Source organism: Gloeotrichia echinulata CP02 (genome assembly GCA_038087035.1).
Lineage (GTDB): Bacteria > Cyanobacteriota > Cyanobacteriia > Cyanobacteriales > Nostocaceae > Gloeotrichia > Gloeotrichia echinulata.
Genome location: CP051187.1, coordinates 1,190,669 through 1,205,512, shown reverse-complemented (window position 1 = coordinate 1,205,512; position 14,844 = coordinate 1,190,669). Strand labels below are relative to the sequence as shown.

The following is a 14,844-nucleotide window of genomic DNA, read 5'->3' as shown; positions in this document are numbered from 1 at the left end:
ATGTCTATTCAAAACACAGTATCGAGTTGGGAAGAACTCTTACAAATTGCTAGCAATCATACTTCTGCACGTCGCGTAAAGAGGCCAGGACAATCTCCTTCTACTGCTCCAATTCCCAGCAGTTTACATAAACTTCCCCCAAACACAGAACCGTCAGTCCTCCTTTACCGAGATACTAATTCCTGGTGTCCTTTTTGTGAGAGAGTTTGGTTTGCACTGGAAGAAAAAGAAATTCCCTTTGCAACAGAGTTTATTGATTTAAGTAATAAACCCAAATGGTACACCGACCTAGTTCCCACAACCCTTGTACCGGCTGCCAAGATTGAGGGAAATTTAGTATATGAATCTAAAGATATTCTCTTGGCTTTAGAACAAAGGTTTCCAACGCCTGCATTATTGCCGGAAAATCCAGAGGAAAATACTATTGTTAGACAGTTGCTTGAAGAAGCGGAGACTAACAATTTTAGAGAGATTGCTTACAAATTTCTCAGAGAAGCACCTGTAGAAGCTGATGAGTTGGTAAATTTACGAGCAGCATTTGAACTGAAGTTAGAAGAACTTGAGCAAACTTTGGCTAAATATCCCGGACCCTACTTTTTCAGCACATTTAGCTTAATAGACATTATGTATAGCCCCCATCTGGATAGATTGGCGGCTAATTTACCTGTGTATCGAGGGTATCATCTCAAAGGAAATCCTCGCTTTCCTCGGATCAATGCTTGGTTTGAAGCACTGAATCAGCGTCCTGCTTATCACCGGGTGAAGTCAGATAATATTACCAACAATTTATTGTTACGTCGCAGATGGGGTGTTGAACCTATTGGAAATCCCTTACCGCTAGATACAGCAGATAGCGCGAATATTCAATATCGAGCCGAAGCAGCAGAGAGACTAAGCGATAATCGGGAAGTGGCGATCGCGGATATTATCAAAAACTCTGGAGTTCAAGCTTTAGCAGCAGATGGTGACTTTACCAAAGTGAAGGAAGGAGTTGATTTTCACCTCCGACAACTAGCTAATTATCTCATTCATGGGAATGGCGAAACTTTACCGGGTGGTCGGACAGGTGGTAAAAATAGCAGTGTTGATCCTTTCTTCGCGGCTGTGGGGGCTATTACTTTGGCATATCTGAGGAATCGTATCTGCGCCCCTCGTGATATGAGTGCTGGAGCAGCAACGGCGTTTCGCTCAGGGATCGATAAATTGTTGACTTCTGTTTATTAAACTATAAACGAAAAATGTTTCGCGCAGTCCCCACCTAAAAATACTTGAAAAATATTTACATTTTAGGTGGGGTAAGCGAAACCGGGTCTAAGTAAGTAGGCAGAAATAAACCAAACTATATTAAGAAAAGTAAACAAGCCTGAAACTCTTACCAATGACCAATGACAAAGGACAAATGACGACCCTCGACCGTACGGTTTATTTGCGCCGACCTACTTAATACCCCGCCTTCTTATCCACTACATTGCGTAATGGTTCGCCTGCTCGGTAGCGTTTGAGGTTGTCGAGAAATAGTGCTAAAGAACGCTCTTTTCCTCTTGGGGAATGGGCTGTAGAATGAGGCGTGATAAAGACGTTAGGCAGTGTCCACAAAGGACTTTCTGGTGGTAATGGTTCTGTAACAATTGTGTCTAAAGCAGCACCTGAAATCCAGCCTTCTTTCAGTGCTTTTGCTAATGCCGATTCATCGACTAAACCACCGCGAGCGATGTTAATTAGGTAGGCGTGGGGAGATAGCGATGCCTTCGGCGGGCTACGCCAACGCAATACTTCTTCATTGATTAAGTCTTTGGTGTCTGGGGTTAGCGGTGCGGCGATAACTACATAATCGGCTTCTGGCAAGAGCGATCGCCATTCATCGGCACCCACAATTTTATCAAAGTTCGGTAATGGTTCTGGGTGACGACGGCTACCGTAAACTTTGAGGTTGAAGGGTTTAGCACGGGCGGCAATTTCTTGACCAATACTACCAGCACCAATAATTAACAAAGTGCTATCGGTCAATTCTTTAATACCAAAGCCTCTTTGCCAGTGTCGTTGAGCCTGTAAAACTTGTAATTCTGGCAGACGTTTAGCATGAGATAATATATAAGCGATGACAAATTCTGCGATGGGAATTGCACTCACTCCAGCCCCATTAGTTAAGATGAGATCCCGTTCTAAATAAGCAGCAATTACTTCTGGTGTGAGGATATGATTTACCCCAGCATTCGGTGCATGATGCCAACACAGTGCGGGTGCTGCTGCTAGCAATTTCAACAAAGAAGCACTTTTGACAAAATACCAACTATAATAAGCTTCTGCATCGCTAGCATCGCCGTCGAAATTGCCATCAACATCTACATGTACAATTTCGACATCAGATGGTATATGTGGCTCAACTTCAGCAGCAATCTCGATAGGTAAAATGAGTTTCATCCGACTTTCTCCTTTTTTTCGTCCTGTCTTTGGTGATGACTTCTGTTTTCTGGAACAACCGCTTTTTGACGGCGCACACGAATTTTGACCGGGGCTATTTCCCGGCTTAAAAATCCCAAAATAATTAAATAATTTTCAATTGCCAACTTTGACCAATGACAAAGGACAAAGGACAAACCTCACGAGTAATTCTGCAATTTAAATGGGTAACAGCTTACTAGGAACACTTGCTTAATTTTGCCAAGCCTGATGGTTTGGTAGGAAACACCCTGGCAAAATTTAGTTTTCAAGGGTTTGCACCTTCTAGCGGTTCCTCGTACTTTTCACAATTATTATTAGCGACAACTGACCAATATTAACTGGAAAGCCGGACTAAATTGTCGTTTGCTGCTATGTCTTCACGACGCAACACGCGCTCTAACACCCTTTCTCTGATTTCCACAAATTTTGGATTACCCCTTTGTCGAGGACGTGGAAGATCCACCCGTTCATCGAGAACAATCTTTCCTGATTCAATTAGTACAACTCGATCAGCCAATGCTACAGCCTCTTCTACATCATGAGTCACCAACAGAGCTGTAAATCCTTGTTCTTCCCACAGAGATTCAATCAAGCGCTGCATTTCAATCCGAGTGAGAGCATCCAAAGCGCCCAAAGGTTCATCTAGTAACAACAACCGTGGCTGACTCACCAAGGCTCTAGCCAATGCTACCCGTTGGCGTTGACCTCCAGATAGTACAGAAGGCCATTCCCCAGCGCGATCCTGGAGTCCGACTTCTTCTAGCGCCCATTCAGCTTGACTACGCCAATTATCCTTTAAGCCTAAGCCGACATTCTGCAGCACCGACTTCCATTCCAGCAACCGCGAATCTTGAAACATGACTCTAATTGAGCCATTGAGGCGGCGTAGTGGTTCATCATCAAGTAACACTCCGCCATCAGTTGGTGTTTCCAACCCAGCTACCAGACGCAGTAGGGTACTTTTACCGCAACCACTGCGTCCAACAATCGCAATAAACTCTCCAGGTGCGGCTTCCAAATTCAATGACTTTAAAACAGTTTTACTGCTAAAAGCCTTAGTCAATTCCCAAACTTTTAAACGCGTACCTTTTGCATTTGAAATCACTGGAAAAACCTCCTTATTTTTCTGGATAAAATCATCAGCCAACAGTTAACAGTCAACAGTTTGAAAAGTTTTGGGCAATTTTGGTGACAACTACACAAACCTAGTCCTCGGTGAGTGGGACTAACCAAAAATTAGGTATCTTAAACCCACGGAGGTGGGTTTTGTCTGTATAGCCGCGATTTCTAATCGCCTGGATGAGTATCTTTCCCATTACGAACGGCGATAATTGGGATTCCAAGCCAGCCATTTTGATTCTAATGCTCTGGCACCAACGTCAGCCAATTTACCCAACAAAGCATACAAAATTAAGCTCAACACTACCACATCTGTTTGCATAAATTCACGGGCATTCATCGCCATGTAACCAATGCCAGAATCAGCGGCGATTGTCTCAGCCACAATCAGTGTCAACCACATAATACCCAAGGCATAGCGCAGACCCACGAGAATCGAAGACAATGACCCTGGGATAATGATTTGGGTTAATAGTTCTCGTGAATTTAAGCCATAAACTTGACCCATTTCAATCAATCCCCGATCCACATTGCGAATGCCATAAAAGGTATTGATGTACATGGGAAAAAATACACCCAATGATGTCAGAAATAATCTAGCGACATCGCCGATGCCAAACCACAAAATCACTAGGGGAATTAATGCCAAATTGGGGATATTCCGAATCATTTGCACGGAAGTATCAAATAAGGTTTCAGCTAGGGGAAAAATTCCATTGAGAAAGCCTAATGCTAAACCGATACTGCCACCGATAATTAAACCAGAAATAGCACGTGCAGCACTAATGGCAATATTGCGGAATAATTCTCCAGAGAGGGCTAAATTAACTGCTGTGATGACTACGCTGGTCGGTGCTGGTAAAATTCTCGTAGAGAGGAAACCAAATTCTACGAGCAGTTGCCAAGTCACAAGTATGAAGACTGGTACAGCCCAAGGAAGTAACTGCTTGACTTGCTTATTGTTGAGGAATACGTTCAGCGCTATGCCGTTTTTTGGATTGATGGTAGTAGTCATAAGACACTCGTAGGGGCTACTTGTAATTTGTTCAGAGATTTCTCGTTGGCGTAGATTTGACTAGGAAATGTCGCTGCTATGGAAGCAGCGACTTCAAGGAAGGTGATTCCTGGGTGAGTGATCACGAGGAACTTTGTCCGCTTAATGACCGATATCAAACGAGCAGCGGTCATCCAAGCATTTTCACAAAAACGTCCTTTGGGTAGCAATGCGCTTGTGTAGCTGAGATGATCGACAGCTTGGGCAATTTGCTGTAAATCATCAGGAGTGATAGCACGTCCGCCAATTGCTATTCCTAAATAGCGCTCATCACGATTATTAGCAATAAACCAACGAATTTGCATTGTTTTTTAGGTGTGAGGGTATAAAACTACGGTAATCCGACCGTAATACCGTAGTTTATAATCAAAATTTTACATAAAATTACGTAAAATGCAACCCCCACTTGGCAATGAAAAAGGACGGCTACCTGCAATACTGACCCTTTTTAGGACGATTTTGACACTTTTACCGAAAATGCGGCAGTTGTAAAAATTACATTATTTATCCCTGTAAACCACATTTTCGACTAATCGGTGGTGCCTATAGTTAAAGTGCTAGCGCAGTTGCAAAATTGACTCAGCACCAATTACTCAGCACTCACTAGAAAGTAAAGGTGGTGCGAACAGAACCTACCCAAACAGCATTGTTGGCAGAATTACCTTCTGGGTTGGTAACTACAAACAAATCTGGGGTAACACTAATGTTGTCATTCAGTTTGAAGGTATAGAAAGCCTCTAGATGTAAAGAGGTATCTTTGTCTTCTCGACGTACTCCAGCAATTGTATAATTATTGCTAGTGACTTTAGGTGGTATACCAATCACTAACCCACCCAGGTTGCCTTTTTGAAACAGGTCTGGAAAAGCCAAAGTCACAGCAGTATTAATTATGGTCGCATCGTTTTTACCACCACTTTCTTGATGGGCGAGTGTATAACCAAACCAACCACCTACATGCACCGCAGAGCTAGCTTTCCAGTTAAATTGCAATCCGAAGTTATCGGATGAGGTGGCATTCTTTTCAAAAGGTTGAAAAGCCTTAGCAGTACCTGTACCGCCAGTGACGTTTAAAGGATTATTCGCACCAAAGTATTTGCGAGTGTAGGTAAGACCAACATCTAGCTGACGGTTGGGTGAGAAGGTTAGTTGACCGAGTGCCAAATGGTTCCCACTGAAAAGTCCGTTACCAGCTGCAGGACTATTCGCAAAATTGTTATCTGCTATGTAACCGGCGTTGAATTGCAATTGATTGTTGAACTTATAGGCTACAGCAGCACCAGCCCCATCAAAGCCAGGTCGGTAAACAGTATGGTTGAATGATGAAAACCTGGAGGTAGCACCATTTAGACCACCAACTAAGGGATTCAATGTAGGAGTAAAAACAGCCGGTTGCAATGCTCTAGCACCTACCCAAACATTGAGCTTCTTGCCAACAGGGAAACGATAATATAAGCGGTCGAGGAACACACTGCCATCTGAGTAAAGAGGTGCTGAACCCTCTACAGCAAACCGGGTTTGGTGAGTTCCTGTAATGGTGGGATTCAAGACAGGAATATTGCTTCCAGTTAAACTAGTAGTCAACTGGTCTTTACCAGTGAAGCTAGTTTGCAGGGCAAGTCTGACACGGTAGCCAGTAAAGGCATTAGTTTCATCCTTTCTACTACCTACTTTCTTGCCAAAGGTATCGCCCAGTATAAATATCGCGTCGCCTTGCAGTCTGGTAGTGGTAGAAAACTGATTGCTTTCTAGCTTCGCTGTCCGCGCTTCTAACTTATCAACTCTGCCACGTATTGCTGTCAGTTCGTCGGCAAAATATTCTTGCAGTTTTTGCAAGGTAGCAAAGTCTGTGCGCGAAACTGAATCTTCCGTAGTCGTAGCAATCAGTTCATTGAGGCGGTCAAGTGCTGCATTTAAGCCAGCTGCAAACTCATAACGAGTGAGGGCACGATTTCCTTGGAATGTGCCATTTGGCAAGCCTGTAATCACACCGTAGCGCTCAACTAGAGACTGAAGCGCCTGAAATGCCCAATCTGTAGGCTTGACATCAGACAGTTGCGATACAGATGTGACTTGTCCGATGGAGTCATTAGCAACTACTGCTGTGGGTGCAGCTGGAGTTGATTCAGGCTGAATTTTTTGAGCAACGGTAATCGGTGCGCTTTCTAATATAAGTGATTTTACTGATTGTTCAGATTCAGTTGTCGGTTGAATTTCAGCCGCATTCGCAACCGTTGACAGGACTAAGACTCCACTGAAAAAGGTTGGGATTACTAGCAAATAATTCCACAAAACTTTAGGCATGGGTTGTTTTTCTCACTAAATTAACTAAATTTCACCGGTCAATTAGGTAACTCCAAGCGCCTTGTGGAAGAGCGAACATGACGTGTTGGCGTATATGGGTAGCAGATATATATCTGCTGTGGAAGCAAATATATATGTCTGGTATTGCTAGCACCCCGTAGAAACAGCAATTGTTTATTAGGTGGTCAATTCAGGTGATCAATGGGGTATTTGGTCAGGCTTTTAAGCATATCTGCGGACATCACAATCGATTTGCTTGACGCAGATACTAACTGTTTACTAGGCATCTCTGGCAGGATAGATACTAGTTTTCCTGTTCTATCCACATTGATATTCGGCGAATATTTACACCTTCAACACGGTAAATTCAGACTCAAAAGAGCAAATATGCCTTTTGGCTACAACTGTTTCTTGATATTCTGCAAACTCTGACTCTAATCCTGAAGAAATTCACCTATTTTGCATTCCAGCTACCCTTTGTAGATGCATTTGGTGAATTTTCAGAATCTATTTAATCACCGATTATGGCAATTAAATTTATCTTATCATCATCTTAACCATAAACTTTGAGTTTTTTTGTTGTGTTGATTGCAAAACCAGAAGTTTTATTTATTTTTTTTGACGACATAATCTCCTATTTATTAGGTACATTTTGTTTTCTAGACATCAATAGATCGATTGATTAGGCATAATCAAATATCTTATTTTTTTTATGCCTAATTACTCTAGTCATATGCAAGGCAGTATAGTAATCATATTTGATTTCTGAAAAAATCTCAGTAGGGTGGGCAATGCCTAGCAAAACCTTGATGTGCTTGGCAATGCCTAGCCTACGTATATTTCAAGAATCAAATATTATTCCTATATCTGTAGTTATGGCATATTCCTAAATACGTGTATTTCATTTAGAAACCAGTGAATTTTTCCGACAAATTATAAACTTAACCTTCATTGTCAATACAGGACTAAAGTCTTTTAATTTCAACGAAATTGAATTTAATATTTGAGATTGATTTTTCAATCAAATATCCCAAATTTCAATGGAATAGACGACGGGGTAGGGGCAGGTTTTACCGGCGCCCTACAATATATTTTGTTATGTGTGGTTATTGTCTGAAAATTGCTGTAAGTCAGTCGGTTGTCGTGAGACGTTTGGTAGATGTTTATTTATAGATGCGTGACATATTTACTTTTATACAATTTACGCAAGTGTCACACTCAAACTGTTTTTTAGGGTGCGTCAGATATCGAAAATTTGTTGATAGCAACCAATTTATCGAGCATGAGGCACATTAGTAGGGTGCAAGTTGCGTAAGTATTACCTTCTAGTTCCAAAGTACATAGGTAGTACACTCGCCTTGTCAAGGAGGACTAGAAGCCTGATGGATTAATATTTAAATGCCTTGCGGCTAATATGGCACTCTGACTGAGCATGAACCCTGGATAAACACTAGGTAATTTTCCTTGGCAGGATTCGGTTGATTTCCCCTGTTTGGCAGTATTGTTGATGAGTGGTAGATACCTAATCCCCGATAACTCTATAGGGTATTAGTAGTTTTTGTTGCTACTTTGGATGTTTACACAAACTTATAAAAAAAGCAAGTGGAATTTTACAGATAGAATTTTGGTGTTACATAAATTTACATTTTCAGTGCTGGAATCAATTACTTGCATTTTTCAAGAATTTGTGAAAAACTATGTTATGGCGTAAACTACGGCAAACTAATCGATTTACAGTAGATTGAAGGGGTAAAAATGCTGATCTACTGGGTTGCGAGTCAACCCGAGTCCGTGAGGATAAGCTTTTGAAGGTCTGGAGGATGAGGGGGCTGAGAATGTTGAATAATTTTTGACACTTAAGATTTTATCGAAGAGGGAAATAGTTGATGCTGAGAACTTTAACAACCGATAGTGAACTAAATTTAGCAGCAGATGTGCTTGTGATTGGCGGAGGTCCAGCAGGTACCTGGGCTGCGTGGAGTGCGGCGGCTAGTGGTGCGAGGGTTGTCCTTGTAGATAAAGGATATTGTGGTACAAGTGGATGCGCGGCGGCGTCTGGTAATGGCGTATGGTATGTGCCACCGCAAGAAGAAGCAAGAGAAGCGGCGATCGCGAGTCGGGAATCCTTGGGTGGATTTTTAGCGAACCGTCAGTGGATGAATCGGGTACTGGATCAGACCTATGCGAACGTGAATCAGTTAGCAGAGTGGGGATATCCCTTTCCTGTTGACGACGATGGTAAACCAGCTCGGCGATCGCTCCAAGGGCCAGAGTACATGCGGCTGATGCGGAAGCAGATCAAACGAGCAGGAGTACAGATTTTAGACCACAGCCCGGCGTTAGAACTGCTGGTAGATGCAGATGGAGCCGTTGGGGGCGCAACGGGAGTCAACCGTCAAACTGGTGGTAAATGGAAAGTGCGATCGCACGCTGTCATCATTGCCACTGGTGGTTGTGCCTTCTTAAGCAAAGCGTTAGGATGTAACGTCCTAACAGGGGATGGTTACCTAATGGCAGCAGAGGCTGGAGCCGAGATGTCAGGCATGGAATTTTCCAATGCTTACGGCATCTCTCCCGCCTTTTCTTCAGTTACCAAAACCCTGTTCTACAACTGGGCAACCTTTACCTACGAAGATGGTACCCCAATTCCTGGGGCAGGTTCTCAAAAAGGACGATCTGTAATTGCTCAGACATTGCTTACCCAACCAGTGTACGCCATCTTAGACAAAGCAACTGAGCAAATGCGCCCTTCTATGCGGTTAGCGCAACCCAACTTCTTCTTACCCTTTGACCGTGCAGGGATTGATCCCTTTACCCAACGCTTCCCCGTGACTCTGCGCCTAGAAGGTACTGTGCGCGGTACAGGTGGAATTCGGATTACCGATGAAACCTGTGCCACCTCCGTACCCGGACTCTACGCCGCCGGCGATGCAGCCACAAGAGAACTGATTTGTGGCGGCTTTACTGGTGGTGGTAGTCACAACGCAGCCTGGGCAATTTCATCAGGTTACTGGTCGGGAGATTATGCCGCCAAATATGCTCAAAGCCTTGGCGAAAAGGTAACTCAGCGCCACGTTCAGGGAGTTGGGGAAGCCGCATTTACTTCTAAAAAAGAAACTCCGCAAAACTTTGCTACCAATGAAATTATCCAAGCTGTTCAAAGCGAAGTATTCCCCTACGATCGCAACTTATTCCGTACAGAACAAGGCTTAACCGCGTCGCTTTCCAGACTAAATCACCTCTGGGAAGAAATTCGTGATAGCCAAGTTCAGGAAGAAACCCAGCTGATTCGGGCGCGGGAAGCAGCAGCAATGGTAGCCACAGCCCGCTGGATGTACAGCAGCGCTTTGGAACGCAAAGAAACTCGCGGTATGCACAAACACTTAGACTATCCCGAACAAGATGCTAGTCAACATCATTACCTGATTAGCGGCGGTTTGGATGAAGTCTGGGTGAAAACTGCAACCCTAAACAGCGTCGAACCATCAAAAGCCAAAATAGGAGTACTAGCGTGATTGAGTTGGTCAGCGAATCGCGGTGCATTACGTGCAATATCTGCGTCAGCGTTTGCCCAACGAATGTTTTTGATATTGTACCTGATGCCCCACCAACCATTGCCCGACAAAGTGATTGCCAAACCTGTTTCATGTGCGAATTATATTGCCCAGTTGACGCCCTTTATGTAGCACCAGAAACTGATCTACAGACCATAGTCAACGAAGCAGAATTAGCCCAAACAGGTCTGCTAGGTAGTTATCGCGAAAACATCGGCTGGGGGCGTAAACGTACACCCACAGCCAAAACAGATCAAACCTACAAAATTATCAAGTAGGTATAGAACATTTGTCATTTGTCATTTGTCATTTGTCATTTGTCATTGGTAAGGGTTTGGGGGAGATTTGCCTCGTTTCCAACCTAGAGGACCCACCTTCCCCAATCCCCAAGAAGTAACTCAAAATACACACTACATGTCGCGATGAACACGGACATACCCAATAGTAAACCCTATATTTAGAACAATTGGCAGCGTTCCCTTTTTCATGTTCCATTTCCTCTTTTAATTTCTAGAGTGGGCTTTGCTCACTCTAGTTTCTGAATTAATTGATTCTTTACAGTCCAAACAATACTAAGGATAGTTTTGGTTATGGTGGTAGATATTACAAAACCAAAAGACTATATTGACATAGGGGAATTGGGGGACTAGAAAAAATTTTCCTCACTCCTCACTCCTAAATTTTTCAAGCTGTCTACTCGCTGATTCGTAGGGTGGACTTAATGTCCACCTTACTTACCTAAATCAAGAGAAAACCTGAAATATGAAAACACTTCCTAGCTATGATCCAACATTATTTGAGGGTGCAGCTGAACTCTACGCTCAATACAGAACCAAGTACCCACCTCAACTATTCAATAAACTAACTGAAATATTTAATCTGAATGGTGAAGGAAGACTCCTTGACTTAGGTACTGGTCCTGGATTAATAGCAATTCCTCTGCGAACAAAATTTGAGGATGTAGTCGCCATTGATCCTGACCCAGATATGCTGCAAGAAGCACAAAGACAAGCAGCATCGGTAGGGGCAAATAATATTACTTGGTTAGAGCAAGGAGCCGAACTGATTAATCCTAGTTTAGGGATATTTAAACTAGCTACGATTGGTAGAGCTTTTCACTGGATGGAACGCGAACTGGTACTTGAAAAGCTTTATAAATTGCTTTCTGATGATGGTGCGTTAGCTCTACTTGGTATTAATGAAAGCCCTTGGAATAGCTCTCTATCCTGGAAACAAGCAGCCCTAGGAGTAGTGAAAAAATGGTTAGGTGAAAAACGACGCACCGGACAAAGAGGACAAGGCTTTCGGACAACTGAACTCGATCCCCCCCATCATGTGTTAATTGCCAATTCAGCCTTTGCTCGTCAAGAAGTATATGAAGTCCCGTTTGAGAAATCTTGGACAGTTTCTAGCTATCTTGGCTATCTCTACACCACAGCTTTTTCTCTCAAGATTTTTTATGGTGATAATGCGCCACAATTTGAGGCAGATCTCAAGGAAGCACTTTTGGCGGTAGAGCCTTCAGGACATTTCACCGAAGAAATCACAGCAACAATTTTAGTTGCTTGGAAACATTAAATTTTACTGTCCCACTTAAACTAATTGGAGTGGGTTTTAACCCACTTCTATTCCTTCATAATTTTTCCTTGCTAAGGAGTTCAGGACTTACGCAGGTGTCACCCTCAACCTATCTTGTAGGATGCGTCATATGCCAAAAATATGTTCGATTCTCATTAACAATTCAAATCTGACGCACCCTAGGAATGTTCGAGTTGCGTAAGTCCTGGAGTGAAGTTTCAGTTCCTCGAATCAGTTAGGGTGGTTTAACTCCACCCTATTTCTTATAATTAGATATTACAAAAAAATAAAAAATGGATTTTTCAACAATAAAAATAATTTGCTGGGTATAGCCCTAACTACGTATTATTCTATAAACCCTTACTAAGGACTTTTTACAAATAAAAAATATGATATTAAATCAACATAAACAAGATTGTTATTTTTGATATTTAATGTTAAAATCTTTACTAGATGTAGTGAAATACCGAAACAAATCAAGGCATAAACTACTATCAATTTTAGAAGTATTCCCTTCAAGACTCACACACAAACATCCGACGCATTATCAGGCGAATTCTACCAGTAATAACTGTCAAAAAACAGATGCAGTAAACTGGATATCCCGCACTCCTAATTGTTCTAAGCATCCCTATGGGAAGAAGTGAGCCAACCAATGCTAGATTTGAAAGTAAACTTTGAATCCTGGAATCGTCAGCGAAAAACTCGTCGTTCTGTTTTGTTTGCTTTGGGCTATTCTCTAGTATTATCAACTACTCTGTTTGGTTGCAGTACAGCAACGAATACACCAGGACAGCAAGTAGCCACACCTGATAGCACCAAAACGCCAAACACGACAACAACTGACAAGAAAGTAGTGCGTATTGTGCGTTCTAAACAACTCTCTGCTCTAGCAATTCTAGAAAAAAAGGGTGATTTAGAAAAAAGATTGGAACCGCTGGGTTTTAAAGTAGAATGGCCTGAATTTGCTGCTGGACCACAACAACTAGAAGCCCTAAATGCAGGCGGACTTGACATTGCATCCACAGCAGAATCACCTCCTATCTTTTCACAAGCAGCCGGGGCAGATCTTGTATATCTAGCTACTACAACCCCTAGTGGTAAAGCCATCTCACTTTTAGTTCCGGTTAACTCTCCGGTTAAAAGTATTGCTGACTTGAAAGGTAAAAAAATTGCTTTCCAAAAAGCATCTATCGGTCACTACCTTTTGGTGAAAGCATTGGAAAATGCGGGGCTAAAACTTACAGATGTACAGTCAATTTTCCTCCCTCCACCAGATGCGAATGTGGCGTTTAGTCAGGGTAAGGTTGATGGCTGGTTTATTTGGGACCCATTCGTGACTAGGGCTGAACAGAAAAAAATTGGTCGTGTTTTACTAGATGGGGGTAAATTGCGAGATACTGGCAATTTTTACTCAACCTCACGCCAGTTTTATCAGTCAAATCCTGAAGTGATTAAAATCTTTCTAGAGGAACTAGAAAAAGCAGAAATCTGGACTAAAGAGCATCCTCAAGAAGTAGCACAAATACTCGCACCTGTAACTCAACTTGACCCACCCACCCTAGAAAAATTGCATAGCAAGTACGATTATGGGCTGTTACCAATTACAGAAAAAACCATCACCAAGCAACAAGAAGTTGCAGACAAATGGTTCAGTCTTGGTCTAATACCCAAAAAAGTGGATGTTAAAGTTGGGTTTTTGACACCTGAAGAGTACGCCAAGATTACTCCCAAAGAAGTGCTAGACAAGAAACCATAGTCTGTAGTAAGCTCGTGCTTAAAAAACACTAGCTTACGACTATGAATATCCAGGAAAAATTTACCAATCAAAACCGGGAGAAATTATGCCTACCTTAACTTTGACAGAATTTAAAATCACTCCCCTGGATGCACCTTTGGGAGCCGTAGTTACTGGACTTGATGCTAGTCAAGCTGTGCCACCAGAGGTAATATTACAACTGAAGCAAACTTTGCGCGATCGCCACATTTTGATTTTCAAAGAACAAAAGTTATTTGATGATCAACTTTTCAATTTTTCTTTGTACTTTGGCGACCTATTTGTACCATCTGATGAAACTCCGGTGCTAGCTTCTAAACCAGGAGAAACTCCGGTCGTGATTCCTATTTCCAATGTTGATGGTGGCTATACTGGTACTGGAGAATTAACTTTTCATTCTGACCATAAATGGACTCCGCGCCCTTCTAGTGGTTCCCTTCTCTACGCATTAGAAATACCTTCTGTTGGCGGAAATACTTATTGGTTAAATACCAATTTGGCTTATGAGGCTTTAGATGAAGCCACCAAAGAACGAATTGCTGACTTGCAATTGATTACCTACAACCCATTTTTGCAAGACCGCAGCCAGCCTCGTTCTCTGTACCGTTTAGACAAAACTATTCCCTTAATTAGTCCTGTCTTTCCCCATCCTCTAGTTCGGACTCACCCTGAAACTGGCAAAAAACATCTATATTTGGATGCTGCTACAGAAGTCGAAATTGTCGGTTTAGAACCAGAAACAGGCGCAGCATTGATTGAACAATTGCGTCAGCATCTGACTCAGCACCAATTCTACTATCAACACAAATGGTCTGTAGGCGATATTGTTTATTGGGATAATCAAGCTACCTTGCACTACCGTGAAGCTTTTGATCCAAATGAGCGACGGGTTCTGAAGCGGGTTAGCCTTGCTGGTAGTCGTCCTTTTTAGAATTACTAAATTTTCAGTTTTCCGTCTCTACTTGCTTAACTATAGAGTGGGTAAAATCCACTCTATTTTCTTAATGTTAATACCAATT

Annotated in this window: 11 protein-coding genes; 6 read left to right on the top strand and 5 right to left on the bottom strand. The window is 42.4% G+C overall.

The features are described from left to right. The gene (locus tag HEQ19_05575; GenBank protein ID WYL99068.1) at positions 1 to 1,224 is read left to right on the top strand and encodes a glutathione S-transferase family protein; all 1,224 of its coding nucleotides are present in this window, start codon (positions 1 to 3) and stop codon (positions 1,222 to 1,224) included. 216 nt (positions 1,225 to 1,440) lie between these two features. Here the strand turns inward: HEQ19_05575 and HEQ19_05570 are convergent, their stop codons facing one another. From HEQ19_05570 to HEQ19_05545, 5 genes are all read right to left on the bottom strand, one after another. Next, entirely contained in the window at positions 1,441 to 2,421 is a 981-nt protein-coding gene (locus HEQ19_05570; protein ID WYL99067.1) for a D-2-hydroxyacid dehydrogenase, read from the bottom strand. A gap of 355 nt (positions 2,422 to 2,776) precedes the next feature. Continuing rightward, on the bottom strand, positions 2,777 to 3,547 hold the full coding sequence (locus tag HEQ19_05560) for an ATP-binding cassette domain-containing protein (protein ID WYL99065.1): 771 nt from the start codon (positions 3,545 to 3,547) through the stop codon (positions 2,777 to 2,779). A 210-nt stretch (positions 3,548 to 3,757) separates the two neighbouring features. Next, positions 3,758 to 4,576, bottom strand: coding sequence for an aliphatic sulfonate ABC transporter permease SsuC (gene ssuC / locus HEQ19_05555; protein WYL99064.1), 819 nt, complete (start codon positions 4,574 to 4,576; stop codon positions 3,758 to 3,760). After that, complete coding sequence (locus HEQ19_05550) at positions 4,573 to 4,920, bottom strand: hypothetical protein (GenBank protein ID WYL99063.1); 348 nt, start codon at positions 4,918 to 4,920, stop codon at positions 4,573 to 4,575. Before HEQ19_05550 ends, ssuC begins: the two co-directional genes overlap by 4 nt. 298 nt (positions 4,921 to 5,218) lie before the next feature. Further along, positions 5,219 to 6,916 (bottom strand): iron uptake porin, encoded by a 1,698-nt coding sequence (locus HEQ19_05545; GenBank protein WYL99062.1) that lies wholly within the window; start codon positions 6,914 to 6,916, stop codon positions 5,219 to 5,221. A gap of 1,886 nt (positions 6,917 to 8,802) precedes the next feature. Between HEQ19_05545 and HEQ19_05540 the strand changes: the two genes are divergently transcribed. The 5 genes from HEQ19_05540 to HEQ19_05520 all read left to right on the top strand — a co-directional run bounded on the left by HEQ19_05540 (position 8,803) and on the right by HEQ19_05520 (position 14,756). Next, positions 8,803 to 10,431: an FAD-binding protein gene (locus HEQ19_05540; protein ID WYL99061.1), complete on the top strand. Its 1,629-nt coding sequence runs from the start codon at positions 8,803 to 8,805 to the stop codon at positions 10,429 to 10,431. Next, a complete protein-coding gene (locus tag HEQ19_05535) occupies positions 10,428 to 10,748 on the top strand; it encodes a 4Fe-4S binding protein (GenBank protein WYL99060.1) in 321 nt (106 codons plus the stop codon). The genes HEQ19_05540 and HEQ19_05535 overlap by 4 nt, the downstream gene beginning before the upstream one ends. A 484-nt stretch (positions 10,749 to 11,232) precedes the next feature. Then, a complete protein-coding gene (locus HEQ19_05530) occupies positions 11,233 to 12,048 on the top strand; it encodes a methyltransferase domain-containing protein (protein ID WYL99059.1) in 816 nt (271 codons plus the stop codon). Between the two features lie 655 nt (positions 12,049 to 12,703). Then, positions 12,704 to 13,807: an aliphatic sulfonate ABC transporter substrate-binding protein gene (locus HEQ19_05525; GenBank protein ID WYM03268.1), complete on the top strand. Its 1,104-nt coding sequence runs from the start codon at positions 12,704 to 12,706 to the stop codon at positions 13,805 to 13,807. An 85-nt stretch (positions 13,808 to 13,892) separates the two neighbouring features. Next, the gene (locus tag HEQ19_05520) at positions 13,893 to 14,756 is read left to right on the top strand and encodes a TauD/TfdA family dioxygenase (protein WYL99058.1); all 864 of its coding nucleotides are present in this window, start codon (positions 13,893 to 13,895) and stop codon (positions 14,754 to 14,756) included. The last annotated feature ends 88 nt before the right edge of the window (positions 14,757 to 14,844 follow it).